At 68.7% G+C, this 24,355-nt stretch carries 27 protein-coding genes; 17 read left to right on the forward strand and 10 right to left on the reverse strand.

Annotated elements, in window-relative coordinates:
• Positions 1-15 precede the first annotated feature (15 nt).
• Positions 16-555, reverse strand: a complete 540-nt coding sequence (locus KK141_RS04200) for a metal-dependent hydrolase (protein ID WP_214571653.1) — start codon at positions 553-555, stop codon at positions 16-18.
• 252 nt (positions 556-807) lie between these two features.
• Here KK141_RS04200 and KK141_RS04205 point away from each other — a divergent pair, with 252 nt between their 5' ends.
• The 3 genes from KK141_RS04205 to KK141_RS04215 are packed head-to-tail and all read left to right on the forward strand — an operon-like array spanning position 808 to position 3,422.
• On the forward strand, positions 808-1,968 hold the full coding sequence (locus tag KK141_RS04205; RefSeq protein ID WP_214571652.1) for an MFS transporter: 1,161 nt from the start codon (positions 808-810) through the stop codon (positions 1,966-1,968).
• 27 nt (positions 1,969-1,995) lie between these two features.
• Positions 1,996-2,616 carry an HAD family phosphatase gene (locus tag KK141_RS04210; RefSeq protein ID WP_214571651.1) on the forward strand — a complete coding sequence of 207 codons (621 nt, stop codon included), beginning with the start codon at positions 1,996-1,998 and terminating at the stop codon, positions 2,614-2,616.
• Positions 2,613-3,422, forward strand: a complete 810-nt coding sequence (locus tag KK141_RS04215; RefSeq protein WP_214571650.1) for a DeoR/GlpR family DNA-binding transcription regulator — start codon at positions 2,613-2,615, stop codon at positions 3,420-3,422. Before KK141_RS04210 ends, KK141_RS04215 begins: the two co-directional genes overlap by 4 nt.
• 51 nt (positions 3,423-3,473) lie before the next feature.
• On the opposite strand, the gene KK141_RS04220 is transcribed toward KK141_RS04215, so the two are convergent.
• Complete coding sequence (locus KK141_RS04220; protein ID WP_214571649.1) at positions 3,474-3,920, reverse strand: DUF2147 domain-containing protein; 447 nt, start codon at positions 3,918-3,920, stop codon at positions 3,474-3,476.
• Positions 3,921-4,078: 158 nt separating this feature from the next.
• Between KK141_RS04220 and apbC the strand changes: the two genes are divergently transcribed.
• Both apbC and KK141_RS04230 read left to right on the forward strand, forming a co-directional pair.
• Positions 4,079-5,173, forward strand: coding sequence for an iron-sulfur cluster carrier protein ApbC (gene apbC, locus KK141_RS04225; protein WP_214571648.1), 1,095 nt, complete (start codon positions 4,079-4,081; stop codon positions 5,171-5,173).
• 205 nt (positions 5,174-5,378) lie between these two features.
• On the forward strand, positions 5,379-5,906 hold the full coding sequence (locus KK141_RS04230; RefSeq protein ID WP_250901560.1) for an NADPH-dependent FMN reductase: 528 nt from the start codon (positions 5,379-5,381) through the stop codon (positions 5,904-5,906).
• A 46-nt stretch (positions 5,907-5,952) separates the two neighbouring features.
• Here KK141_RS04230 and KK141_RS04235 read toward each other — a convergent pair whose 3' ends face one another.
• On the reverse strand, positions 5,953-6,552 hold the full coding sequence (locus KK141_RS04235) for a hypothetical protein (protein ID WP_214571646.1): 600 nt from the start codon (positions 6,550-6,552) through the stop codon (positions 5,953-5,955).
• 356 nt (positions 6,553-6,908) lie between these two features.
• Between KK141_RS04235 and dcd the strand changes: the two genes are divergently transcribed.
• Both dcd and KK141_RS04245 read left to right on the forward strand, forming a co-directional pair.
• Positions 6,909-7,475, forward strand: a complete 567-nt coding sequence (gene dcd / locus KK141_RS04240; protein WP_167255829.1) for a dCTP deaminase — start codon at positions 6,909-6,911, stop codon at positions 7,473-7,475.
• 121 nt (positions 7,476-7,596) lie between these two features.
• On the forward strand, positions 7,597-8,091 hold the full coding sequence (locus KK141_RS04245; RefSeq protein ID WP_167255827.1) for a hypothetical protein: 495 nt from the start codon (positions 7,597-7,599) through the stop codon (positions 8,089-8,091).
• Positions 8,092-8,147: 56 nt separating this feature from the next.
• Here the strand turns inward: KK141_RS04245 and KK141_RS04250 are convergent, their stop codons facing one another.
• Both KK141_RS04250 and KK141_RS04255 read right to left on the reverse strand, forming a co-directional pair.
• Positions 8,148-8,558 (reverse strand): HIT family protein, encoded by a 411-nt coding sequence (locus KK141_RS04250; protein WP_214571645.1) that lies wholly within the window; start codon positions 8,556-8,558, stop codon positions 8,148-8,150.
• Entirely contained in the window at positions 8,555-9,223 is a 669-nt protein-coding gene (locus KK141_RS04255) for a dienelactone hydrolase family protein (RefSeq protein WP_214571644.1), read from the reverse strand. Before KK141_RS04255 ends, KK141_RS04250 begins: the two co-directional genes overlap by 4 nt.
• Before the next feature lie 97 nt (positions 9,224-9,320).
• On the opposite strand from KK141_RS04255, the gene KK141_RS04260 reads away from it, so the two are divergent.
• The 6 genes from KK141_RS04260 to KK141_RS04285 all read left to right on the forward strand — a co-directional run bounded on the left by KK141_RS04260 (position 9,321) and on the right by KK141_RS04285 (position 15,046).
• The gene (locus tag KK141_RS04260; protein WP_214571643.1) at positions 9,321-9,962 is read left to right on the forward strand and encodes a DUF6348 family protein; all 642 of its coding nucleotides are present in this window, start codon (positions 9,321-9,323) and stop codon (positions 9,960-9,962) included.
• A gap of 46 nt (positions 9,963-10,008) precedes the next feature.
• Entirely contained in the window at positions 10,009-10,995 is a 987-nt protein-coding gene (locus KK141_RS04265) for a phytanoyl-CoA dioxygenase family protein (protein ID WP_214571642.1), read from the forward strand.
• Positions 10,996-11,073: 78 nt separating this feature from the next.
• A complete protein-coding gene (gene rimO / locus KK141_RS04270) occupies positions 11,074-12,408 on the forward strand; it encodes a 30S ribosomal protein S12 methylthiotransferase RimO (protein ID WP_214571641.1) in 1,335 nt (444 codons plus the stop codon).
• A gap of 6 nt (positions 12,409-12,414) precedes the next feature.
• The gene (locus tag KK141_RS04275) at positions 12,415-13,239 is read left to right on the forward strand and encodes a DUF3025 domain-containing protein (protein ID WP_214571640.1); all 825 of its coding nucleotides are present in this window, start codon (positions 12,415-12,417) and stop codon (positions 13,237-13,239) included.
• 72 nt (positions 13,240-13,311) lie between these two features.
• A complete protein-coding gene (phnD, locus tag KK141_RS04280) occupies positions 13,312-14,331 on the forward strand; it encodes a phosphate/phosphite/phosphonate ABC transporter substrate-binding protein (protein ID WP_214571639.1) in 1,020 nt (339 codons plus the stop codon).
• Between the two features lie 115 nt (positions 14,332-14,446).
• Positions 14,447-15,046: a hypothetical protein gene (locus tag KK141_RS04285; RefSeq protein ID WP_214571638.1), complete on the forward strand. Its 600-nt coding sequence runs from the start codon at positions 14,447-14,449 to the stop codon at positions 15,044-15,046.
• A gap of 37 nt (positions 15,047-15,083) precedes the next feature.
• Here the strand turns inward: KK141_RS04285 and greB are convergent, their stop codons facing one another.
• Genes greB through KK141_RS04300 form a run of 3 tightly spaced genes read right to left on the reverse strand, consistent with a single transcriptional unit; the run spans position 15,084 to position 18,338 of the window.
• A complete protein-coding gene (gene greB, locus KK141_RS04290) occupies positions 15,084-15,581 on the reverse strand; it encodes a transcription elongation factor GreB (RefSeq protein ID WP_214571637.1) in 498 nt (165 codons plus the stop codon).
• A complete protein-coding gene (locus KK141_RS04295) occupies positions 15,578-16,837 on the reverse strand; it encodes a hypothetical protein (RefSeq protein ID WP_214571636.1) in 1,260 nt (419 codons plus the stop codon). Before KK141_RS04295 ends, greB begins: the two co-directional genes overlap by 4 nt.
• Positions 16,838-16,841: 4 nt before the next feature.
• Positions 16,842-18,338, reverse strand: a complete 1,497-nt coding sequence (locus KK141_RS04300; RefSeq protein WP_214571635.1) for a helicase HerA-like domain-containing protein — start codon at positions 18,336-18,338, stop codon at positions 16,842-16,844.
• Between the two features lie 115 nt (positions 18,339-18,453).
• Here KK141_RS04300 and KK141_RS04305 point away from each other — a divergent pair, with 115 nt between their 5' ends.
• Positions 18,454-19,953 (forward strand): transglycosylase SLT domain-containing protein, encoded by a 1,500-nt coding sequence (locus KK141_RS04305; RefSeq protein ID WP_214571634.1) that lies wholly within the window; start codon positions 18,454-18,456, stop codon positions 19,951-19,953.
• A 226-nt stretch (positions 19,954-20,179) separates the two neighbouring features.
• Here the strand turns inward: KK141_RS04305 and KK141_RS04310 are convergent, their stop codons facing one another.
• Both KK141_RS04310 and asd read right to left on the reverse strand, forming a co-directional pair.
• On the reverse strand, positions 20,180-20,620 hold the full coding sequence (locus tag KK141_RS04310) for a hypothetical protein (protein WP_214571633.1): 441 nt from the start codon (positions 20,618-20,620) through the stop codon (positions 20,180-20,182).
• 137 nt (positions 20,621-20,757) lie between these two features.
• Positions 20,758-21,600 carry an archaetidylserine decarboxylase gene (gene asd, locus KK141_RS04315; RefSeq protein ID WP_214571632.1) on the reverse strand — a complete coding sequence of 281 codons (843 nt, stop codon included), beginning with the start codon at positions 21,598-21,600 and terminating at the stop codon, positions 20,758-20,760.
• Positions 21,601-21,709: 109 nt separating this feature from the next.
• Here asd and prmB point away from each other — a divergent pair, with 109 nt between their 5' ends.
• From prmB to aroC, 3 genes are read left to right on the forward strand one after another with little or no spacing between them, the layout of a single operon-like run.
• Positions 21,710-22,633, forward strand: a complete 924-nt coding sequence (prmB, locus tag KK141_RS04320; protein WP_214571714.1) for a 50S ribosomal protein L3 N(5)-glutamine methyltransferase — start codon at positions 21,710-21,712, stop codon at positions 22,631-22,633.
• Between the two features lie 3 nt (positions 22,634-22,636).
• Positions 22,637-23,191 carry a GNAT family N-acetyltransferase gene (locus tag KK141_RS04325; protein WP_214571631.1) on the forward strand — a complete coding sequence of 185 codons (555 nt, stop codon included), beginning with the start codon at positions 22,637-22,639 and terminating at the stop codon, positions 23,189-23,191.
• Positions 23,192-23,222: 31 nt separating this feature from the next.
• Complete coding sequence (gene aroC, locus KK141_RS04330; RefSeq protein ID WP_214571630.1) at positions 23,223-24,311, forward strand: chorismate synthase; 1,089 nt, start codon at positions 23,223-23,225, stop codon at positions 24,309-24,311.
• The last annotated feature ends 44 nt before the right edge of the window (positions 24,312-24,355 follow it).

Raw genomic sequence — 24,355 nt, forward strand, 5'->3', positions numbered from 1 at the left:
CGGAGGGATCGAGGATTATGGCACGCGGGCGCTGCCGGCATGCCGCCGGGCCAGCCACACGGCGAGCGCCGCCAGGGCGCAGGGCAGCCATACCCAGCGCAGTTCCGAGGCGAGCACCGACAGGCCGCGCGCGCTGAAGAAGCGCGCGCCGATCGGCGACACCGCGATCGGCCGCCAGGGGAAGAACAAGCGCTCGCTGGAGAACGGCCAGGCCAGCGCGACGCCGAGGCCGCCGTCGGTCAGCGCATCCAGCAGCGGGTGCGAGAGGGCGGCGAGGCCGACGAACAGGAAGGCGCGCCACGCGGTGGTCCGTAAGGGGCGATGGGCGAGCGCGGCGATGGCGCCGAGCGCGAGCGCCATGCCGATGGAATGCGTGGCGCCGCGATGGCCGAAGCTGTCGGCGTAGGCGATGCCGAATTTGAAGGCCAGCATGTCGGCGTCGGGGAGCATGGCGGCGATGGCGCCGGCGGCGAGCAGGCGGGGCGATACCGCGCGCTGGCCGGCGGCGGCGCCGAGCAGGAGGGGGACGGCGGCGTGGGTGAGGATGGTGGGCATGGGTCTTCCTTGCGCGCTGCGCTATTTCCTTAGCCCTCCAAGGTAGGGCCCTTCTCCCTCCGGGAGAAGGTGCCGGCAGGCGGATGAGGGTTCGGCCGGAGCGGTGCACATCACTCTTGCGCTCCGCCCGTACCCTCACCCCAACCCCTCTCCCAAGGGGAGAGGGGCTTAAGCGTCGCGCACTTTCGCTGTTTGCTTGTTTATGCACGATTGTATACATTCATCCCCATTGTTGACCCCGAGCAACACCGCATGAAAGCAAGCACCGACGGCGCCCTGGGCGGCCGCGTATCCCTGGGCCGCGCCACGCTGTCCACCCGCCTGATCTTCCTGGTCTCCGGCATCGGCATGTCGGCGTGGGCGCCGATGGTGCCGTACGCCAAGTCGCGGCTGGGCCTGGACGACGCCCAGCTGGGGCTGATCTTGCTGGTGTTCGGCGGCGGTTCGATGGCCTCGATGCCGTTCGTGGGCTGGCTCAGCCATCGCTATGGCAACCGCCGCGTGATCGTCGCCTCGGGCCTGCTGCTGTGCCTGGCCTTGCCGGCCCTGGCGCTGGCGCCGAGCGCGATCGCGCTTACCGCGGCGCTGGCGTATTTCGGCGTGATGCTGGGCGTGGTCGACGTCGCCATGAATGCGCATGCGGTGGAAGTGGAGAAGCTCGACGGGCGCGTGCTGATGTCTGGGTTCCACGGACTCTTCAGCGTCGGTGGCCTGACCGGCGCGGCGGTGATGAGCGCTCTGCTCGCGACGGGCCTTTCGCTGGCCTGGTGCGCGGCGGCGGTCGCGGCATTGCTCGCCGCCCTGGTGTTCTTCTTGCGCGATGGACTGCTCACAGGCGCCAGCGAGGCGGAAGGCCATGCGGCGTTCGGCATGCCGCGCGGCCTGGTGCTGCTGCTGGGCCTGCTGTGCTTCGTCAGCTTCATGGCGGAAGGCTCGATGCTGGACTGGAGCGCGGTGTTCCTGCGCGACTTCCGCGGCTTCGCCGCCAGCTCCGCCGGCATCGGCTACGCCTGCTTCTCCATCGCCATGGCGCTGGGCCGCCTCACCGGCGACCGGCTGGTGCAGCGCGTGGGCACGGTATGGACGGTGCGTGCTGGCGCAGCCATCGCCGCAGCCGGTTTCGCGCTGGTTTCCACCGTGCCGTGGGCGCCGGCCTCGCTGCTCGGCTTCGTGCTGATCGGCCTGGGCGCTTCGAACATCGTGCCGGTGATGTTCAGTGCCGCGGGCCGTCTGCCCGGCACCTCGCCGGCGGTCGCGCTGGCGACGGTGACCATGCTCGGCTATATCGGCCTGCTCAGCGGGCCGGCGCTGATCGGCTTTCTTTCGAAGATCAGCAGCCTGCCGATGGCGATGGCCGCGGTGGCGGGGCTGCTGGTGGTGGTGTCCGCTTCGGCGCGGATCGTGCGGCGATGACGTGCAGCTAAAACTAAGGGTGATGCAATGATCGATACCGTGGTGTTCGACCTCGGCGGCGTGCTGGTCGACTGGAATCCGCGCCATCTGTACCGCCAGCTGTTCGACGACGAGGCGGCGATGGAGCATTTCCTCGCCGAGGTATGCACGGGGCCGTGGAACGAGCAGCAGGATGCGGGCCGTCCGTGGAGCGAGGCGATCGCCGAACTCTGCGCCAGGCATCCTCGGCAGGCCCCGCTGATCACTGCCTTCCGCGAACGCTGGGAAGAGATGCTGGCCGGCCCCATCGCCGGCAGCGTGGAACTGCTGGCGGAGCTGAAGGCGCGCGGCGTGCGCCTCTACGCGCTCACCAACTGGTCGAACGAAACCTTCCCGCGTGCGCTGCAGCTGTACGACTTCCTGCATTGGTTCGAAGGCATCGTGGTGTCGGGCGAGGAGCGGCTGATCAAGCCCGATCCGCGCATCTACCAGCGGCTGTTCGAGCGCTACGGCATCGAGCCGGCGCGCAGCATCTATATCGACGATGCGCGCCGCAACGTGGATGCCGCTGCCGCGCTGGGCATGCATGCGTGGTGGTTCCAGGGCGCGGAAGGCCTGCGCGATTGGCTCGCTGCGCAGGGACTGGTCGGCGCAAGGGCCACCGCATGAGCCGCAGCGTCGCCAACGAAAGCTTCCCCGCCGAGGCGCTGCCGCAGGAGCGCCAGCAATGGATTCTGCAGCGCCTGCGTAGCTGCGGCCGCGTGGTGGCGGCGGAGCTGGCGGCGGAGTTCCAGGTGTCGGAGGACTCGATCCGCCGCGACCTGCGCGAACTGGCCGCGCAGGGTCTGTGCAAGCGCGTCTACGGCGGCGCGCTGCCGCTTACCGTCACCGTGCAGCCGCTGAAGCAGCGCCGCGCCGAGCACGCCGGCCGCAAGCAGGCGCTGGCGCGCAAGGCGGCGACGCTGGTGCGGCAGGGGCAGATCCTGCTGATCGACGCCGGTTCCACCAATACCGCCATTGCCGCCGCGCTGCCCGAACGCAGCGGCCTGACCGTGGTGACCAATGCGCCGGACGTGGCGCTGGCGCTGATGGACCGCGAGGGTTTCGAGATACTGCTGGTCGGCGGCCGCGTGGATGCGCGCATCGGCGGCGCGGTGGGTGCGCAGGCGGTGAAGTCGCTGCAGGGGATCCGCGCGGACCTGTGCTTTCCCGGCGCCTGCGCGCTGGACCTGGACGGCGGCCTGTGGGGTTTCGACAGCGAGGAAGTGCTGTTCAAGCGCACCATGGTCGAGTGCAGCGGCGAGACCGCGGTGGTGGTCACCAGCGACAAGCTCGGCACGGTGGCCACGCATCGCGTGGCGGAGCTGGGCGAGGTGCAGCACCTGGTGGTGGAGCACGACGTGGACAAGGCGGCGCGAGCGGCTTACACGGCGCGCGGCGTGGCGGTGCATCGCGCGGACGCGGCGGCGGACTGACAAAAAAAAGCCCCGCTTTGTGCGGGGCTTTCTGGTTGCCTGGCGGGCGGCTTATTCCTGGCGTTCCCACACCTGGCTGCGCCCGATCAGCGAGAAGCCGATATAGCCGTGCACGTCGAGCTTGGCGCCGTTCTCCAGCATCTTCAGCTTGACCTTGTAGGTCTTGCCGTTCTTGGGATCGAGGATCTTGCCGCCGTCCCATTCGTCGCCGTCCTGCTTGACGCCCCACAGGATCACCATGCCTTCGATCGGCTGGTCCTTGCGCGCGCCGTCGCATTCCTCGCACTTCGGGTTCGGGCCATGGTCGGACTGCAGCACATGCAGCACCTTGCCCTGCAGCTCGCCGTTGACCTCGGTGATCTCCACGATGGACTTGGGCTGGTGGGTCTTGTCGTCGATGGTCTTCCAGGTGCCTACCGGCGTGTTGCTGGCGGCCAGGGCGGCACCGGCGGCGAAGAGCAGGCCGGCGGCGGTGGCGAGGCGGATCAAAGGCTTCATGCAGTCCCTCCCATACGAAACGGTATGGACGGAGCCTGACGAGGCCCTGCCGGCCCGTCAAGCTGCAATGCGCAAGCTCGGTCCCGAGGCCGCGGCAGCTCAGTAATGAGGCCATGGGCTGGCATAATGGCCGCTCTCTCCCGCAGCAAATCCCTTCCATGACGCAGGCAAGCGAAGCCCTGGTACGCCGCATCCTCGGCGACACGATCGACCCCCACACCGGCGCACCGCTCGCCGACAGCCTGCGCGCCGTCGGCGTGGACGGCGCGCGCGTTTCCGTCGACCTGCAGCTGGGTTATCCCGCCGCGGGCGCCGTGGATGCGATCGCCGCGCTGGCGAAGCAGGCGCTGGAAGCGGACCCGGCGATCGAGGCCGCCGCGGTGTCGGCGGGCAGCCGCATCTATGCGCACAAGGTGCAGGGCACGCTGGCGCCGCTGCCCAACGTGAAGAACATCATCGTGGTCGCTTCGGGCAAGGGCGGCGTGGGCAAGTCCACCGTGTCCGCCAACCTTGCGCTGGCGCTGGCCGCCGAGGGCGCCAAGGTCGGCGTGCTCGATGCGGACATCTACGGCCCCAGCCAGCCGCGCATGCTCGGCATCAGCGGCAAGCCGGAATCGCCGGACGGCAAGACCATCACCCCGCTGCAGGCGCATGGCCTGCAGGCGATGTCGATCGGTTTCCTGGTCGACGAAGAGACGCCGATGATCTGGCGCGGCCCCATGGTCACCCAGGCCATGATGCAGCTGCTCAACGACTCGCGCTGGGAGCAGCTCGACTACCTGGTGATCGACCTGCCGCCCGGCACCGGCGACATCCAGCTCACGCTGTCGCAGAAGGTGCCGGTGGCCGGCGCGGTGATTGTCACCACGCCGCAGGACATCGCCCTGCTGGATGCGCGCAAGGCGCTGAAGATGTTCGAGAAGGTCGAGGTGCCGGTGCTGGGCGTGGTGGAGAACATGGCCACCCACGTGTGCACGAACTGCGGGCACGAGGAACCGATCTTCGGCGAGGGCGGCGGTGCGCGTATGGCCGAGCAGTACCACGTGGCGTATCTGGGCTCGCTGCCGCTGGACATCCGCATCCGCGAGCAGGCCGACAGCGGCACGCCCACCGTCGCGGCGATTCCCGATTCCGACCTGGCCGCGCGCTATCGCGAGATCGCGCGCAATGCCGCCGGGCGCCTGTCGCGCCAGCCGCGCAACAAGTCGCTGGGGCTGGGCAAGATCATCGTGCAGGGCACACCGTCGGCATGACCAGTCACGGCGTAGGTTGGGGTGAGCGCAGCGAACCCCAACATGGCGACCGCGGTATGGGGCTGTTGGGGGTAGCTGCGCGCCACCCAACCCACCCCCGCCCGGGTGGGGGGGCCCCCCCCCCCCCCCACCTGGGCCCCGGCGGGCGGGGGCTGTGGGGGTTCGCTGCGCTCACCCCAACCTACGCCGGCCGGTGGCATTGAGCTTGCGCATCCTCTGCCTCAGCGGCAGCCTGCGCGGCGTTTCCGCCAACACTGCTTTGCTGCGCGCCTGCCGCGCACTCGCTCCGGCATCGCTTGAGCTGACGCTGTTCGAACGCATGGGCGAACTGCCGCTGTTCAATCCCGATCTCGACGTCGAACCGCTGCCGCCCGCGGTGCTCGCACTGCGTGCAGCGGTCGGCGCGAGCGACGCCATCGTCATCGCCTGTCCCGAATACGCCCACGGCGTGCCGGGCCCGTTCAAGAATCTGCTCGACTGGCTGGTATCCAGCCTGGAATTCCCGGACAAGCCGGTCGCGCAATGGAATGCCTCGGGTCGCGGTTCGCATCACGCGCAGGACGCGTTGCGCGAGATCCTCGTCACCATGTCGGCGCGCATGCTGGACGAAGCGGCGGCTTCATTCCCGTTGCCAGGCGCAGGCTGTTCGGTGGAAGCGCTGCTCGGCGATGCCAGCCACGTGGAACGCATCCGCGCCGCGCTGTCCCGCCTGGCCGCTGCGCTGGCCGCATAAAAAAAACGGGCGCCTCGCGGCGCCCGTCGTGTATCCGTCATCCGTATCAGCCGCCGGCCTTCTTCTGCCGGTGGATCGCACGGCTGTCGCGGTTCTCCGTGTGCTGGATATGCCGCTGCTCGCCGCGGCTCACATGGCCGTTGGCGCCGGCGTTGTGCTCCTCGTGGTCGACGTGCGCCTCGCGGCCCTGCAGGTGCGCCACCTGGTTGTCGTTGAGCGAGCCGCTGCGCACGCCCTGGTCGATGCGCTTTTCCTGGTTGACGTTGCGCTGCACGTCGTTGGCCATGCGGCGCGAAGAAGCGGAGTTGGGGTTCTGCGTGCGGTTGTTGTGCGTGTCGCGGTAGACGTCGTGGCTCTGCACGTTCTCCGCGTGCTGGATCTGCGCCTGTTCCTGGCTGGTCAGCGGACCCTTCTTCAGGTCGCGCTGCTCCATGCGGTCGACGTGGGCCTGGCCCTGTTCCAGCTGCGAGGCTTCGCGGGTGGTCAGCTGGCCGTCCTTGACGCCGTTCTCGATGCGCTGCTGCTGGTTGACGTTGCGCTGCACGTCCTGATTGACCGGTGCCTCCTGCGCGTGGGCAGCGGCGCCGAAGGCGGCGGCGATGAAACCGGCGAGCGCGAGACGGCGGAAGCTGATGCGATGCTGCATGGACGTTCTCCTCTTTGGAATGGTGGAACAGCGTGGCCCGGGTGCTGCGGAGAACGGGAGGCCGGAGGGCGTGTTGACGGGCGCGGGCAGGGCGGATTTAGCCGGCGCTCAGCCTTGGACTCAATTGGTCTGTTCTGAAAATCTCTTCGAATCAGTGGTTTGTCCTGCGTGGCTTGCGGCTGGCTGACGATAATCGGCCTCGTGCGTAGCGGCGATCGAGGCGGCCGCCCCCGCCCCCGGTGCCGCGGTCCTCCCATGGTCGCGACTGGCGGGACCCAGGGCGATCCGCTATGTTTTTCCGCTTTCGGCCCGGCGTTCGCGCGGGGCCGGACCAGCAGATCGCAACGGGAGTCCGAGTGAGCATCAAATCCGACAAGTGGATCCGGCGCATGGCCGAGCAGAAGGGCATGATCGAGCCGTACGAGCCGGGCCAGATCAAGCTCCGCGACGGCAACAAGCTGGTCTCCTACGGCACGTCCAGCTACGGCTACGACGTCCGCTGCGCGCGCGAATTCAAGATCTTCACCAATATCAACTCCACCATCGTCGACCCGAAGGCGTTCGACCCGACCAGCTTCGTCGACGTGGAGGCGGACGTGTGCATCATCCCGCCGAACTCGTTCGCGCTGGCGCGCACGGTGGAGTACTTCCGCATCCCGCGCAGCGTGCTGACCATCTGCCTGGGCAAGAGCACCTACGCGCGCTGCGGCATCATCGTCAACGTGACGCCGCTGGAGCCGGAGTGGGAAGGCCACGTCACGCTGGAGTTCTCCAACACCACGCCGCTGCCGGCCAAGATCTATGCCAATGAAGGCGTGGCGCAGATGCTGTTCCTCGAATCCGACGAGGAATGCGAGACCAGCTACCGCGACCGCGGCGGCAAATACCAGGGCCAGCTCGGCGTCACGCTGCCGCGCACCTGATTCGCAGGAATTCGCGCGGGGCGGCAGCTGAACGGCCGTCGTCCCGCGCCGGTGCAGGCCAGGGGGCCGGCGCTACACTCGCTTCGTTGTCTTCACCTGAATTGAATTGCCGGAGATGCACATGATTCGTCTATCCACGCTACTCAGCCGCAGCGCTGCCGCCGTCCTGCTGGGCAGCATGCTGGTCCTGGCCGGTTGCCATCGCGGCGCCACCAAGGACGAGGCCATCAAGACGGCCCAGATGCAGGGCCAGTTCGACGCCACGGTGGAGGCCTACAAGAGCGGCCAGTTCGTGGTCGACGGCGCGGTGCTCTCGGCGCTCGACACCGGCAGCCACTTCGCCTACCTGAAGGACCAGGGCAAGCTGCCCAAGACCGTGCTGCTCACCCCCAGCGACGAGTCGAAGGTGCGCAAGGCGCATCTGGAATTCATGGCGCGCATGCAGCTGGATTACGGCTTCGCCGTGTACTACGACGACGGCGGCACGCTGAAGAAGATCAACCCGGTGGAGACCAAGGCGCGCGCGCTGGAGGACTACCACGCCCCGGTCAAGATGAACGACGAGCTGAAGGGCAAGGAAGCGAGCGGCGGCGGCTACGATCCGTCGCAGCGCTAAGCGCGCTTCGGTCCGGCAAGAAGCCCGCGAGCGATCGCGGGCTTTTTTGTTTTCGGCTAGGCCAGTGCGGCGCGCAGGCTGCCGATCAAGGCGTCCAGCGCCTCCGGCGCATACGCCTGCGCCGCACCGCTGCCCCACACCGGCCCCGGCCACGCCGCATCGCCTTCGCGCCGCGCCACCACGTGCACGTGCAGCTGCCGCACGATATTGCCCAGCGCACCCAGATTGAGCTTGTCGCAAGGCGCGCAACGGCGCAGCGCAACCGCCGCCTGATTCACTTCGCTCCACAGCGTGAGCTGCTCGGCGTCCGCCAGGTCCGCGATCTCCACCATGCCGGCCTTGCGCGGTACCAGCACCAGCCAGGCGAAGCGCGCGTCGTTCATCAGCAGCACTTCGCACAGCGGCAGACTGGCGACGTGGCGGGTGTCGGCGGCGAGGCGGCCGTCCAGCGCGAAGTGCCCGCTCATGCGCCGGCCAGTTCGTGCGCGAAGAAACCCATGCTGCGGTCCCAGGCCAGCGTCGCGCTGGGCTCGTGGTATTGCGCGCCGATGTCGCGGTTGAAGGCGTGGTCGGCCGGGTAGGTGTAGATCTCCATCTGCGGCAGTTTCTCGCGATGCCTGGCGACCATCTCCGGCGGGATGCTCTTGTCGAGTTCGCCGAAGTGGAACATCACCGGCGCCCGCAGCGGCTGGTCGAGATAGGGCAGGTTGCGCGAACCGTAATAGCTCACCGACGGCAGCCCCAGCCGGATCGCCGCCAGCAGCGCCACCGTGCCGCCCCAGCAGAAACCCACGGTGCCGATGTTGCCGGCGGAAGCGATCGATTCGGCCGCGCTGCCCACGGCCTCGACCGCGCGATCCATGCCCAGCTCGTTCACCAGCGCCTTGCCGCGCGCCATGGTGTCGGCGTTGTAGTCCATCTCCACGCCGCTCTCCAGGTAGTCGAAGAAATGTGGCGCCACGGCGATGTAGCCCACCGCGGCGAGACGGTCGGCGACGCTGCGGATGTGCGCGTTCACGCCGAAGATTTCCTGGATCACCACGATGCCGCCTTTGGGCTTGCCCTCGGGCTTGGCCAGGTAGGCGCCGATGCACTGGGTGCCGGAGGTGGGAAGGTTGATGTCTTGACCCATGCTGCATTCTCGCTGCGGCAAAGCACCGAGTTTAGGCGGATGGGAGCGGCCGTGCATTTATGAGAGGCTAGTGCGGCTTATTTCCCAGGATGTTTCGATGAACGGCCAATCCGTGCAAACCGATCTGCTGCGCCTGTTCGAGCGCCACGAGGTGGAACTCGAGCTGGACGAGGAATGGCTGGTCACCGACGGCGATTTCCCGGCCATCCGCGCCACCTGGCACGAGGGCGCGGGCGACGCGCCGGGCCGGCTCGACGTCGACGTGGTGATCAGCGAAGAGCGCCATATCGAGGAAAGCTTCGCCGGCCAGGGCCGCGGCGACGCGGGCATGTGCGATGCGCTGAAGGCGTTCGAGCGCAATGCCTTGTACGTCCTGCTGGCCTCGTGCTGGTACGTCACCGACGACCGGCGCATGCAATTGCAGAACTGGGAACTGGGCCTGCGCAGCTGGGACATCTTCGTCGGCCCGCTGGCGATGAGCCGCGACGACGTGGCCGCTCCGGATGGCCTGCTGCAAGGCTTGCAGGAAGCGCTGCGCAACGAATCGCTGAGCGGCGAGCTGCACTGGATCCGCCTGTTCTACCGCCGCGCCGACGACGGCGCGGTGCTGGCCGAAGCGCTGCTGGACAACCAGCCCTGGCCGGGCGGCGACCGCCTGCTGGCCCAGCTGGCCTGGCCGTCGGGCGGGCCGGGCTATAGCGCGCGCTGCTTCATCACGCTGGATATCCGCGATTATTGAAGCGCCGCGGCGCAGCGGAAACATCTTTGAAGTGTCGGGGGGCACGATGAGCGAGACAGCGGCGGGCCTGGGTATCGAGCAGTTGCACACGTACTGGGCGTGCCAGTGCGCGCCGGGTTCGGTGGCGCCGCTGCCGCAGGACGTAGTGAGAACCCTGCTTGCAGGCCTGCGCCTCAACGTGCTGGAAACCCTGCGTTATCTGCACCAGCACAAGCCGGGCTTCGCGCAGTTCGAAGCCTGGATCGGCGAGCGCCATGGCGGCGGGCTGGACGAAGCGGCGCTGTGTCGCCTGCGGCGTGCATTGGCAGGCGAGGCGGTCGGTTCGGAAGTCGGCGATCTCGACGACGTCGAAGGCTTGAGCGCCGACGACCTCGCGCATTGGGACGAACACGGCTACGTGATCCTGCGCAACGCCATCGCGCCGGAAGCGGCGCAAAGCACCGAAGCGGCCATCTACGATTTTCTCGGCATGGATCGCGACGACCCGGAGTCCTGGTACCGCCAATCGCTCGGCCACTCGATCTGGGTGCCGCTGCTGCACCATCCGGCGGTGGTGGCGAACCGTCGTTCGCCGCGCATCCACAAGGCGCATGCGCAGCTGTGGGGGCGCGAGGATCTGTGGGTCACCGTCGACCAGGTCGGCTTCAATCCGCCCGAGCGCCCCGAATGGATGTTTCCCGGCCCGCATCTGCACTGGGATTCCACGCTCGCCGAACCGCACCACCTGGAACTGCAGGGCATCCTGTATCTCGCCGACGTGGCGCCCGACCAGGGCGCCTTCAGCTGCGTGCCGGGCTTCCATCGCGAGCTGAAGCAGTGGCTGAAAACGGTTCCGGCCGGCGTGAATCCGAACGACCATGCGCGCCGCACCCTGACCATGCAGCCGATCGCCGCGAACCGCGGCGACATGGTCATCTGGCACCACCTGCTGCCCCACGGCAGCAGCCCGAACCGGGCGCAGCGCCCGCGCGTGGTGCAGTACATGTCGCTGCGGCCCACGCGCTATGCCTTTACCGAGGAATGGAAATCCTGAGCGGGGCGCCGGCCCGGACGGGGCAGGCGGGTTCAGCTATAATTCCCGGTTTGCCAACCTCTTAACGGTCCCCAGGTCATGTCCCAGGCCACCCAGAAGATCGGTTTCGTCAGCCTCGGCTGCCCCAAGGCCCTGGTCGATTCCGAGCGCATCCTTACCCAGCTCAAGGTCGAAGGCTACGAGATCGTGCCCAGCTACGGCGCGGCCGACGCGGTGGTGGTCAACACCTGCGGCTTTATCGACGCGGCGGTGCAGGAGTCGCTGGATGCGATCGGCGAGGCGCTGCACGAGAACGGCAAGGTCATCGTCACCGGCTGCCTGGGCAAGCGCTCGGAGCTGATCCGCGAGGCCTATCCGGACGTGCTGGCGATCACCGGTCCGCAGGACTACGCCAGCGTGATGAACGCGGTGCACGCGACCTTGCCGCCGAAGCGCAATCCGCTGTTGGACATCATTCCGGACACGGGTATCAAGCTCACGCCGAAGCACTACGCGTACCTGAAGATTTCCGAAGGCTGCAATCATCGTTGCAGCTTCTGCATCATCCCCTCGATGCGCGGCGACCTGGTGTCGCGTCCGGTCGACGAAGTGCTGCTCGAAGCCGAGCGCCTGGTGAAGGGCGGCGTGAAGGAACTGCTGGTGATCTCGCAGGACACCAGCGCCTACGGCGTGGACCTGAAGTATGCCGAGCGCCAGTGGCGCGACAAGAGCTACCGCACGCGCATGACCGAGCTGTGCGAAGGCCTGTCGGAGCTGGGCGTGTGGACGCGCCTGCACTACGTCTACCCGTATCCGCACGTGGACGAAGTGATGCAGCTGATGGCGGACGGCAAGCTGCTGCCGTACCTGGACATCCCGTTTCAGCACGCCAGCCCGCGCATCCTCAAGCTGATGAAGCGCCCGGGCAACATCGACAAGACGCTGGAACGCGTGCGCAACTGGCGCAAGGCGGTGCCGGACCTGACCATCCGCAGCACCTTTATCGTCGGCTTCCCCGGCGAGACCGACGCCGAATTCGAAGAGCTGCTGGACTTCCTGCGCGAGGCGGAACTGGACCGCGTCGGCGCCTTCGCCTATTCGCCGGTGGACGGCGCCAAGGCCAACGAGCTGCCGGGCGCGGTGTCCGAGGAATTGAAGGAAGACCGCCTGGAGCAGTTCATGGCGGTGCAGGCGGAGATCTCGGCGGCCAAGCTGCAGCGCAAGATCGGCCGCACCATCCGGGTGCTGGTGGACGAGGCCGACGCGCATGGCGCGGTCGCACGTTCCGCCGCCGACGCGCCGGAGATCGACGGCCTGGTGCGCATCGCGCTCGATCCGGCGAAGCCGGGCCAGCCGCTGAAGCCGGGCCAGTTCGTCGACGTGGTGGTCGAAGCCGCCGACGAGCACGACCTGCACGCGCGCCTCGCCGGCTGATTCCCCATGCGCTACGTGGCGCCCGCGCGCGGCTCGGTCGATCCGGCCGTGTTCCAGCGGCCGCCGCTGGCGGCCTGGAGCGAGTACGCCGATCTGTTGTGCGGGCCTGACTGGCCCGACGTCGCCCGGCTCGATGCGCTGCTGCCGCCGCAGCAGCGCGAACGCTTCGTGGCGCAGACGCGCGCCGTGCTGGACGACGGCCTGCACTACGAGCAGCGCATCCACGCGCAGGGCGCCATCGCCACGCGCGCCGCCAACTGGCACGACCTGTTCAATGCGCTGGCCTGGCTGCGCTATCCGGCGATCAAGCGCGCGCTGAATGCGCAGCAGGTGGCCGGGGTCGCGCAGATGGGGCCGAGCACGCGTTCGCGACCGCAGTACGCGCTCACTCATTTCGACGAAGCCGGCGTGCTGGTCGCCGTGCGCGACCCTTCGCTGCTGGCGCTATGGGACGCGCACGACTGGCACGGCCTGTTCTGGCGCCGCCGCGAGGCCTGGCTGGACGGTTCGATCCATGCCGAGGTGTTCGGCCATGCCCTGCTGGAGCACGCGCTGACCGACGGCAAGCTGCTGGTGGGCAAGGCCCTGGTGTTTGCCTGCGGCGAGCAGGGCGAGGCCGCGCTGGCGCAGCGCTGCGCCGCCGGCATCGCGGACGGCACGCTGCTGCGCGACCCGCTCGAGCTGCGCCCGCTGCCCCTGTCCGGCATTCCAGGCTGGCATCCGGACAATGGCAGCGAGGTTTTTCATCGCCGCGCCGAGTGTTACCAGCCCCTGCGCCACGGGCGCCGCTATCCGCCGCCGGTGTCGGCCGTCACGTCCCCGCTGTCATGAACTGTCGCGGCAATTGCCGACGCAGGGCCTTCGCGGCTATATAAACGCCGGGGCAAATCGGGGGCGGTTCTTATGGCGGCCGGAACGTCGGGGCGTTGGCGCTGGATCGGGTCTTGGCTGCTGGGACTGGCCTGCTGGCTGCCGCTCGCCGCGCTGGCGGCGGAGGCCGTGCCGGCCGAGCCGATCCGCTTCGGCATCCTGCCGATCGGCAGTGCGGCGGAATCGCGCGAACAGTGGCGTCCGCTGCTGGCCGACCTGGAGAAACGACTGGGCCATCCGATCACCACCGTCTCGGTGAGCAGTTACGCCGGCCTTTCCGGCGCGATCGGCGACCAGCGCGTGGATATCGCCTTCCTGTCCGGCCGGCTGGCCATCGAAGCGGTGCTGCGCCAGCAGATGAGCGTCTTCGCGCAGTTCGAGCGCAGCGACGGCGCCAAGGGCAACGTAGCCTTGCTGGTGGTGCGCGCCGATGGCCCGATCCGCGACCTGACCAGCCTGCTGGCGCACCCTGGCCGCTGGCGCTATGCGCGCGGCGAGCCTCTGTCGGTGACCGGCTATGTCGCGCCCGAGGCCGAGGTGTTCGCGCCGCGCGGACTCAATTCGGACACCTTCTTCGCCCGCGTGCGCGTGGGCAACCACCAGAACAACGCGCTGGCCGTGGTCAACGGCGAAGTGGATGTGTCCAGCGGCAACAATCCGGACCTGGATCTGTTCCGCCGCAATTTTCCCGAACAGGCCGCGCAGCTGAAGGTGATCTGGCGCTCCAGCCTGATTCCCTCCGGCGTGCTGGTGGTGCGCGCGGGCATGGAGCCGAAGCTGCGCAAGCAGCTCACCGATTTCATGCTGGGCTACGGCAAGGGCGGCGGCGCCGCGGGCGAACGCGAGCGCGACAATCTGGCGCGCATTCCCGATCTTGCCGGCTTCGTGCCCGCCAACAGCCTGGTGCTGCGTCCGTTCTCGGACATGGAATACACCTTGCAGCGGCAGCAGGCCCAGCATGGGCGCTGGGTCAGCGACGCGGCGCGCGATGCGCGGCTGCGGCAGATCGAGGCGGATCACAACCAGGTGCTGCAGCAATTGCAGGCGCATTGAGAGCCGGGAACCCCTTTCCCGGCGTCGGAAATTCAATCTTGCTCAGCCCGCCTGGGCAGGTGAGGTTCATCCTTTATCCGTAGGGTGAGGCGTTCATGCCACCAGGAGATCTCGCATGACTCAGCACCACGCCCGCCGCCGCGGCGCCTCCATGCGCTGGCTGTTCGCGCTCTCGATGATGGGCGCCGCCGCGCTGTCGCCGCTGTCGGCCGCGGCGCAGGCCAGCCCCCGCCCGCAAGCCGCACCGCAGCCGCAAGCGGCGCCGCAGCGCCAGTCCGGGCAGTCCGGCCAGTCACAGGCGAACGCGAGCGGTCCCGAACTGCCGGCCGCCGACCAGCTGGCGATCAGGAACTACACGCTCAACGAAGACGTGCTCGGCCGCCTGATGGCGGTGACCAAGGAAGCGCGTGCGCAGAACATCCACCCACAGCCGGCGCCCGATCCCACCAAGGTGCGCAACCTGGACGATCTGGCCAATTACGCGGTCGGCGGCGACAGCAAGCTCGCGCCGCTGGTGCAGAAGCACGGCTTCACGCCCAAGGAATTCCTGCTGGCCAATCTCGCGCTGATGAATGCGGCGCTGGCGGTGCAGGCGCGCAGCGATCCCAACCTGGCCAAGACCATCGACCAGTCGAAGGTGAATCCGGCCAACGTGACGTTCTTCGAGTCGCACCAGCAGCAGATTGCGGCGCAGATGAGCGAAGGCGCGAAGTAATCCAGTCGCGGCACCTGAGCGCGCCCTCGCGGCGCGCTCAGTACTCCACCGACACAATCGCAAACCGCGTACGCCCGCCCGGCAGCTCCGCGTCGAACTCGTCGTCCACGCGCTTCTTCAGCGCCGCCCGCGCCATCGGCGAATCGATGCTGATCCAGCCGGCTTTCGCGTCGGTCTCGTCGGGGCCGACGATGCGGTAGACCACCGTCTCCCCGCTGTCCACGTTCTCCAGCTCGATGCGCGCGCCGAAGAACACCACGCCGCGATCCGCCGGTGCGCCTTCCGCCACCTTCAGCGCGGGAATCCGCTTGCTCAGATAACGCACGCGGCGATCGATCTCGCCGAGCTGCTTCTTGCGGTAGGTGTATTCGGCATTCTCCGAGCGGTCGCCCTCGGCGGCGGCGGCGGCGAGCGCCTTCACCACTTCCGGCCGCAGCGTGTGCCAGAGGTGATCGAGTTCGGATTTGAGCTTCTCGAAGCCTTCGCGGGTGATGATCGCGGTCGAGGAAGGGGAAGGTGGGCGCCAGCGGCTCATCGGGCTTGAGGGGTATCCAGCAGTTGTCGTTCCAGGGCGAGCAGCTCCGCGTGCACCGGGTGATCCGGAAATGCGGCGGCGAGCTTGCGCAGCAGCACCAGCGCTTCGGCAGGCTGGTCCAGCCGCAGGCCGAGCTGCTGCGCGGCGAGCAGGCCGATGCGCGGTGCTTCCGGCGTGCGCGGCCATTTCGAAAGATAGCCTTTGCACAGCTTCACCGCGAGCCGGCTCATGCCCATGCGCGCGGCCAGTTCGGCCAGCGGGGCGGCGGTGGCCGGGTCGTCGGGCAGGAAGGCCGGATCGATCTCCATGCATTCCTGCACCAGGCCAAGCGCGCGCTTGCCTTCGTTGTTGGCGAGCAGGGCGGCGGTCCAGATCTGCCCGTGCACCAGCAAGGCCTCGCGCAGGCCTTCCTGGCGCAGCAGCTGGCGATAGGCCAGGTGCAGCGAGGCCGGCGCGCTGCGGTCCTGCAGGCGGCCCACCAGCATGTCGATGGCGGCGCGCGGCTGTTCCGCGGCGCGCTGCTGCACGGCGGCGAGCAGGCGGCTGTCCTCGTCCTGGCCGCTCGCGGCGACCAGGCGCTCGGCCTCGGGCGCCATGCCGAACTGCTCGTGCCGCTCGTGGATCATCGCGCCCATCAGATGGAAGCCGAGCACGATCAGATAGGTGTAGGCGAACGAATACAGCGGCAGCGCGAGCAGCCGCGGCAGCCAGCCGGTGGCGGCCGCGGCGAGCACGATCAGCACGGCCACGATCAGGTTGATCGCCACCGGGATCAGATAAGCCAGGCCGAAACCGCCGATCACGCGCAGCATCTGCAGCGGATTGAGCGCATCGGCCAGATTGCCCTCGAAGGCCAGCGTCATGTCGATCGCCGGCAGGATCAGCGCGGACACCAGCAGGATCGGCCACAGCGCGTGCGGAAAGAACACCGCCGCGAGCACGCACAGCGCGGCCAGCAGGAAATGGATCGCGGTCAGCGCCCAGCCGGAGGATTCATTGCCGCCCAGGCTGACATCCGGCGGATCGGCGAAACCGTTGGCGGTATGCAGCATGCAGTCGGCGGCATAGCGCCACGTCGCCGCCCACACCGCCAGCGTGCCGATACCGCCGAGCAGCGACGGCAGCAGGCCGACGTAGTGCACCAGCGCCAGCCCCACGCAACTGGCCAGCGCGGCGCCGCGCAGCGGATAGGCGAACGCCGCGGGCAGGCGTTCGGCGAAGGGTTTGTCCGCGGCGACCGTGGCGATCTTCGGCATCGGCTTAGCGCTTGCCGCCGAAGATGCTGCCCAGCACGCCGCGCACGATCTGCGTGCCCAGCCGCGAGCCGATGCTGCGCGTGGCCGACTTCGCCATCGCCTCGATCACGCCCTGGCGGCGGCCGTTGCCCAGCAGCACGTCGCGCACGGCATCGCCCCAGCCGGGGCCTTCCGCCGCGGCGGGTGCGCCCTTGCCGGCCGGCGCGGCGGAAGCGACCTTCTCGCCCGCGCGCGCCGCCAGCATCTCGGCTGCCGACTCGCGGTTCACCGCGGTGTCGTACTTGGCGCCGACCGGCGAACGCTGGCGCACCGTGGCGCGCTCGGCCTCGGTGATCGCGCCGATGCGCGCGGTGGGCGAGGCCACCAGTACCTGTTCCACCGGCGAGGGCACGCCGCCGTCGCGCAGGGTGGACGCCAGCGCCTCGCCGACGGCGAGCTTGGTGATGGCGTCGGTGACGTCGAGCTTCGGATTCGGCGCGAAGGTTTCGGCCGCGGCCTTCACCGCTTTCTGGTCGCGCGGCGTGAACGCGCGCAGCGCGTGCTGCACGCGGTTGCCGAGCTGGCCGAGGATATTGCCGGGCACGTCGTCCGGATTCTGCGAGCAGAAATACACGCCCACGCCCTTGGAGCGGATCAGCCGCACCACCTGTTCCACCCGCTGCAGCAGCGCGGCCGGGGCGTCGTCGAACAGCAGGTGCGCCTCGTCGAAGAAGAACACCATCTTCGGTTGGTCCAGGTCGCCCACTTCCGGCAGCTGCTCGAACAGCTCCGACAGCAGCCACAGCAGGAAGGTGGAATACAGGCGGGGTTTGAGGATCAGCTGGTCGGCTGCCAGCACGTTGATCACGCCGCGGCCGCTCATGTCCTGGCGCATCAGGTCGGCCAGCTCCAGCGCCGGCTCGCCGAAGAACTGGTCGGCGCCGTCCTGTTCCAGCTTCAGCACCGCGCGCTGGATCGCGGCGATGCTCTGCGTGCTGATCAGGCCGTACTGGGTGGAGATGTCCTTGGCATGTTCGGCGGCGAAGCCGAGCAGGGCGCGCAGGTCGGCCAGGTCCAGCAGCAGCCAGCCGTTGTCGTCGGCCACTTTGAAAACGACTTCGAGCACACCTTCCTGGGTGTCGTTCAATTCCAGGATGCGGCCGAGCAGGGTGGGGCCCATCTCGCTGATGGTGGCGCGCACGGGGTGGCCGAGCTTGCCGTAGATGTCCCAGAAGATCACCGGATTGGCCTGCGGCTTCCAGTCCTTCAGGTCGAGCTTGGCCAGGCGCGCTTTGAGCTTGTCGCCCGGCTCACCGGCGGCCATGGCCAGGCCCGCGAGGTCGCCCTTGGCGTCGGCCAGGAAGCAGGGCACGCCCAGGCGCGAGAAACCTTCGGCCAGCACCATCAGCGAGACCGATTTGCCGGTGCCGGTGGCGCCGGCGATCATGCCGTGCCGGTTGCCGTAATGCGGGTCGAGGTTGACGGTGGCGCTGTCGTTGCGGCCGATGAAGATGTCAGTCATGAGGATCCGTCCGAGAGTGGCGCCGCGATTGTAGCCGCGTGCGGACAGGCGCTGATCAGTTGAGCCGGATGCGGGCGGCGGCTATTGTCGTCGCTTTCGACACGCGACTTTCCTCATGCCGTCAACTGCTTCCGCGCGCTCCCTGCGCCTGCTTCCCCTGTTCGCGGCACTGGCCGCGCTGAGCGCCTGCGCGAGCGGCGGCGGCACCAAGGCGGCGGCGCCCTCGGCCCAGGTGAATGCGCTGTACGCGCAGCTGGACCAGGCCAGCAAGGGCTACGACACGGCGCTGCAGCAGGCGCGCGCCGGCGACGCGCAGGCTTCGCAGCAGACGCTGTCCACCTCGCTGGAGCAGCTCAAGCGCGCCTCGGCGCAGTGCGGCAGCAGCCCGGGCTGCGATCCGCAGCGCTTCTTCGCCGTGTACGACCGCCTGCTGCGCCTGAAGGACGGCAGCTTCTCGCTCGGCGACGACGTGGAAGTCAGCGGCGAGCAGACCCCCGAAGGCACCGCCAGCGCCGGCAAAACCGGCGCCGCCAGCCTGCCGCAGGCGCAGCGCAGCGTGACCCTGCTGCACGGCCAGAAGCTGTCGGAGCTGATCGCCATGAACGGCCCGGTGAAGGCGGCGCTGGAGATGTGGCTGACCCAGTGGCGCTCCAACCTGATGGACGCCTACGTCAACTACCAGTACATGCGCTACCAGATGTGGCCGGCCTACCAGAGCCGCGACCTGCCCGAGGCGGTGCTGTTCGGCATCATGGCCAAGGAATCCGGCGGCAAGGTGCATGCGGTGTCGCGCTCCGGCGCGGCAGGCCCGCTGCAGTTCATGTACGCGACCGGCCTGCGCTTCGGCCTCAGCAGCGACGGCGGCTTCGACGAGCGCTTCGATCCGGCGCTGGCCGCGCGCGCCAATGCCGAATACCTGGACGAGCAGCTCGGCATCTTCAACAACAACCTCGAAGTGACGCTGGCCGCCTACAACGGCGGCGAAGGCCGCATGCGCCGCCTGGTCGGCGACGATACCTCGGTGAGCTTCTACGACCCGCGCATCTACAACCAGTTGTCGCAGGAAACCCGCGACTACGTGCCGGCGGTACTGGCGGCCGCGTGGCTGTTCCTGCATCCGGACAGCTACAACCTGCGCTTCCCCAAGGTCGACGGCGTGCCGGGCAGCGTGGTGCTGAAGCGGCCGGCCTCGCTGAGCGAACTCACCGTGTGCCTGGGTTCGGCCGGCGGCATGGAGAGCGGCTGGTTCCGCACCTTGCGCAATCTCAATCCGCGCGTCGATCCGCAGGCGGCGCTGCCGCAGGGCACCAAGCTGGTGGTGCCGAAGCTGATCGAGCCCTCCTATGCGGCGCGCTGCGCGGACGGCCCCTGGCCGATCCTGGCCAACGACCTGCATACCGCGGTGGTGCCGGTGGTGGCTTCCACGCCGGATCCGTCGCCGTCGCGTTCGGCGCCGTCGAAATCGCGCAGCTATACGGTGAAGCGCGGCGACACCCTGGCCGGCATCGTGCGCAAGCTCGGCTGCTCGGACGTGCAGGAAGTGGCCCAGCTCAACGGCATCAGGCAGCAGCACATCAAGCCGGGGCAGACGCTCAAATTGCCCGCTTGCCGCTGACCCACACTCTCGTCATTCCGGCGTAGGCCGGAATCCAGTAACGATATCGATCGATGGTCGCGACAGGGCAGAGCTGTCGGACGAGGTCGCGAAAACCCAGCCATGACGCCACTGGATGATTCGCTTCGCTCACCCCTTCGGGGCCGCCCTTCAGGCGTTCTTCGCGCTACGCGCTCGTCCGGCCTGCGCCGGAATGACGGCTTTGGGAGGGTGTCGCTTATCGCACTCAGGCCGCGGCGAGGCTGTTGCCGCGGGTCGGCGCCGCCTCGGCGCCGTTGCGGTGTGCTTCCTTCAGGCCGTGCAGCACCTTCAGCAGATGGCGGTGCTGCAGCTGCAGCTTGAGGTGCGGGGAATCCTTGGTCTCGTGGTAGGCCACCGCCAGCCACAGGGCCACGCCGCGGATGGCGACTTCGGCGTTGTCCGAGCGGGCGCGCGCATAGCCGACGTCGGTGCCTTCGCCCCAGGGCAGGTAGCGCTGCTCCGGCGAGGTGCCATAGAGGTGCGGGAATTCGCTGCGCGAGGCCTGGCCGATCTCGCGGAGGGTCAGCGTGCCGAGCTGGACGCGCGTGCGGCGTGGCAGGCTGTTGACGATGCGCTCGATCTCGCGGAACTGACGACCCAGCTGCCGGCTGCGGCTCAGGGCGATGATCTGACTGACGATGCGCATGCGATTCCTCCGGTCGCGGATTCGGGATGCAGCGCGTCCACGCGCTGCGGCGAATACCGGGGAGGATAGCGACGCCTCGCTTCGCCTTGCGCCAAAAAAGTCACAAAACGACGAAAAGCGTCACTCGGATATGTGAGTCAGTTCGTACAGCGACCGAGACGCTGACCCACCTGCACCGCTTGCTGCGGCTGCAATTCGTCGAACTCCGCCATGCCGTCGGGCAGCAGCAGAATCACCGTCGAGCCCATGTTGAAGCGCGCCATCTCGGCGAAGCGCTCCAGTGAAATGTTCTGGCCGGCGAAGGACTTGCGGCGGATCGCCGGCGCATACGGCGGAATCACCAGGCCGTCCCACACGGTGGCCACGGACGACACCAGGATCGCGCCCACCATCACCGCCACGAACGGGCCGCGCTCGCTCTCGAAGTGGCAGACCAGGCGCTCGTTGCGCGCGAACAGGCGCGGGATCGCCTCCACCGCGAACGGCGCCACGCTGAAGATGCGTCCCGGCACGTGCACGGTTTCCTTCAGCGTGCCGGCCAGCGGCATGTGCACGCGGTGGTAGTCGCGCGGCGACAGATAGATGGTGGCGAAGCGGCCGTTGCGGTACGGCGCGGCGGCGGCCTCGTCGCCCAGCAGTTCGGCGGCGGTGTATTCCTGGCCCTTGGCCTGGAAGATGCGCCCGTCCACGATGCGGCCGGACTGGCTGATGCGCCCGTCGGCGGGGCTGAGCAGAGCCTGCGGGTCGGCGTCGGCACGGCGCGCATCCGGCCGCAGCTTGCGGGTGAAGAAGGCATTGAAGTGCTGGTAGGCGAACGGATCGGGCTGGGCGGCCTGGGCCATGTCCACCTGGTAGCGGCGCACGATCTGCCCGATCAGGAAGTTCTTCCACGGCACGAAAGTCCAGCGCGTGGCCCAGTAGACCACCCGCGACAGCGCGCGATGGGGCAGGAGGTATTGCAGGAGCACTTTGAAAGTCATCCGGCCAGTATATCGGCCAGCCCCACCCCCGCCGCCAGCCCGGTCCCCACAGTGAGGCCATCCCCAGCGGCTATACTTGGCGATCCTCCAGCCGCAGACCCTGGCCGCCGTGACCGCCGAACTCGCCTCCATCATCGATTTCATCCGCTACGGCGCCAGCCGCTTCTCGGCCGCCGGGCTGACCTTCGGCCACAGCCACGACAACCCGATCGACGAGGCCACTCATCTGGTGCTGGCCAGCCTGCACCTGCCGCCGGACATCCCGCCGGCCTATGGCGCCGGCAAGCTCACCGGCGAAGAGCGCGAGCGCGTGCTGGCGCTGATCGAGCGCCGCGTCAACGAGCGCCTGCCGGTGGCCTACCTGGTCGGCGAAACCTGGTTCGCCGGGCTGAAGTTCAAGAGCGACCGCCGCGCCCTGGTGCCGCGTTCGCCGATCGCCGAGCTGATCGAATCCGGCTTCCAGCCGTGGCTGGAGCACCGCCACGTCGAGCGAGCGCTCGACCTGTGCACGGGCTCGGGCTGCATCGGCATCGCCATGGCCGAGTACAACCCCCACTGGCAGGTCGACATCGTCGACGTCAGCGAGGAAGCGCTGTCGCTGGCGCGCGAGAACATCGTGTTCCAGCACGTGGAAGGCCGCGTCGAGGCGGTCAAGTCCGACCTCTTCAACGGCGTGCAGGGCCGCGTCTACGACCTGATCGTGTCCAACCCGCCCTATGTCACCGAAGCCGAATACGCCGCGCTGCCGGGCGAATACAGCCACGAGCCCAAGCTCGGCCTGACCTCCGGCGAAGACGGCCTGGACCTGTGCCTGCGCATGCTGGACGAAGCGGCCGATCACCTCAGCGAGGACGGCCTGCTGATCGTCGAAGTGGGCGAGAGCGAGCACGCGCTGGCCGCGCTGCTGCCGGAAGTCCCGTTCGTGTGGATCGAGTTCAAGGTCGGCGCCATGGGCGTGTTCGCGCTGGAGCGCCGCGACCTGATCGAGCACGCCGGCGTCATCCGCGCCGCGGCGCGCGCCCGCCACGGCTGAGCCGTGGACCTGCTGACGCCGCGCCTGCGCCTGGATGCCTTGACGTCCGGCGACGCCGCGGCGCTGTACGCCTACCGCGGCGACCCCGAGGTCGCCCGCTACCAGGGCTGGCAGCCCGCCTCGCCGGAGGCGGCGGCGGAATGGATCGAGGCGCTGGCCGCCGAACCCGCGCCGGGCCACTGGTGGCAGCGCGCCATCCGCCTGCGCGACAGCGGCGAGCTGATCGGCGACCTGGGGCTGGGCCTGGCCGCCGATGAGAAAGGCGGTGTCGAACTCGGCATCACCATCGCGCCATCGCATCAGGGCAGGGGCTACGCCGGCGAAGCGCTGCGCGCCGCCCTGGACTGGGCCTTCGCCCGCGGCGCCAACCGCGCCACCGCCTCGGTCGATCCGCGCAACACCGCCAGCGTGGCGCTGCTGTGCTCGCTGGGCATGCGCCAGGAAGCGCACTTCCGCGAAAGCTATTGGCTGCGCGGCGAATGGGCGGACGACCTGGTGTTCGCCCTGCTGGCGCGCGAATGGCGCACCGGCGCAGACCCGGCGGCCCGTACACGCTAAGCTTGGCCGGTTAGCCCCCAGGAAAAGCCCCGTGTCCAGCAATTCCTTCGGCAAGATCTTCACCGTCACCACCTTCGGCGAAAGCCATGGCCCGGCCATCGGCTGCGTGATCGACGGCTGCCCTCCGGGGCTGCCGATCGAGGAGAGCGAATTCCGCGCCGACCTCGACCGCCGCGCCACCGGCAAGAGCCGCCACACCTCGCAGCGGCGCGAAGCGGACGAGGTGGAAATCCTCTCCGGCGTCTACGAAGGCCGCACCACCGGCACGCCGATCGCGCTGCTGATCCGCAATACCGATCAGCGCAGCAAGGACTACGGCGACATCGTCAGCACCTTCCGCCCCGGCCACGCCGACTACAGCTACTGGCAGAAGTACGGCATCCGCGATCCGCGCGGCGGCGGGCGCTCTTCGGCGCGCGAGACCACCATGCGCGTGGCCGCCGCGGTGATCGCCAAGAAATGGCTGGCCGAGCGTTACGGTGTGCGCGTGCGCGGTTATCTCGCGCAGCTGGGCGGCATCGCGCCGCAGGGTTTCGACTGGGATGCCGTGGAGCAGAACCCGTTCTTCTGGCCGCATGCGGCCCAGGTGCCCGAGCTTGAGAAGACCATGGACGCGCTGCGCAAGTCCGGCGACTCCGTCGGCGCGCGCGTCAACGTGGTGGCCGAGGGCGTGCCGCCGGGCTGGGGCGAGCCGATCTACGGCAAGCTCGACGGCGACCTCGCCGCAGCGATGATGTCGATCAATGCGGTGAAGGGCGTGGAGATCGGCGACGGCTTCGCCGCGGTGGCCCAGCACGGCAGCGAGCATCGCGACGAAATGAGCCCCGCCGGTTTTGCGTCCAACCATGCCGGCGGCATTCTCGGCGGCATCAGCACGGGGCAGGCGGTGACCGCTTCGATCGCGCTGAAACCGACGTCGAGCATTCTGATTCCCGGCCACAGCGTGAACCTGGCCGGCGAACCGGTCGAGGTGGTCACCAAGGGCCGCCACGATCCCTGCGTGGGCATCCGCGCCACGCCGATCGCCGAGGCCATGATGGCCCTGGTGCTGATGGACCACGCCTTGCGCCATCGCGCCCAGTGCGGCGACGTGGGCGAGGTGAGTCCGCGCCTGGCGTGAACGCGCTTTGCGTGCACCGCCGGCGCGGCAAGACTGATGTGAGT

Origin of the sequence: Dyella sp. LX-66, assembly GCF_018599165.1 — a bacterium.
Classification (GTDB): Bacteria; Pseudomonadota; Gammaproteobacteria; order Xanthomonadales; family Rhodanobacteraceae; genus Dyella_D; species Dyella_D marensis.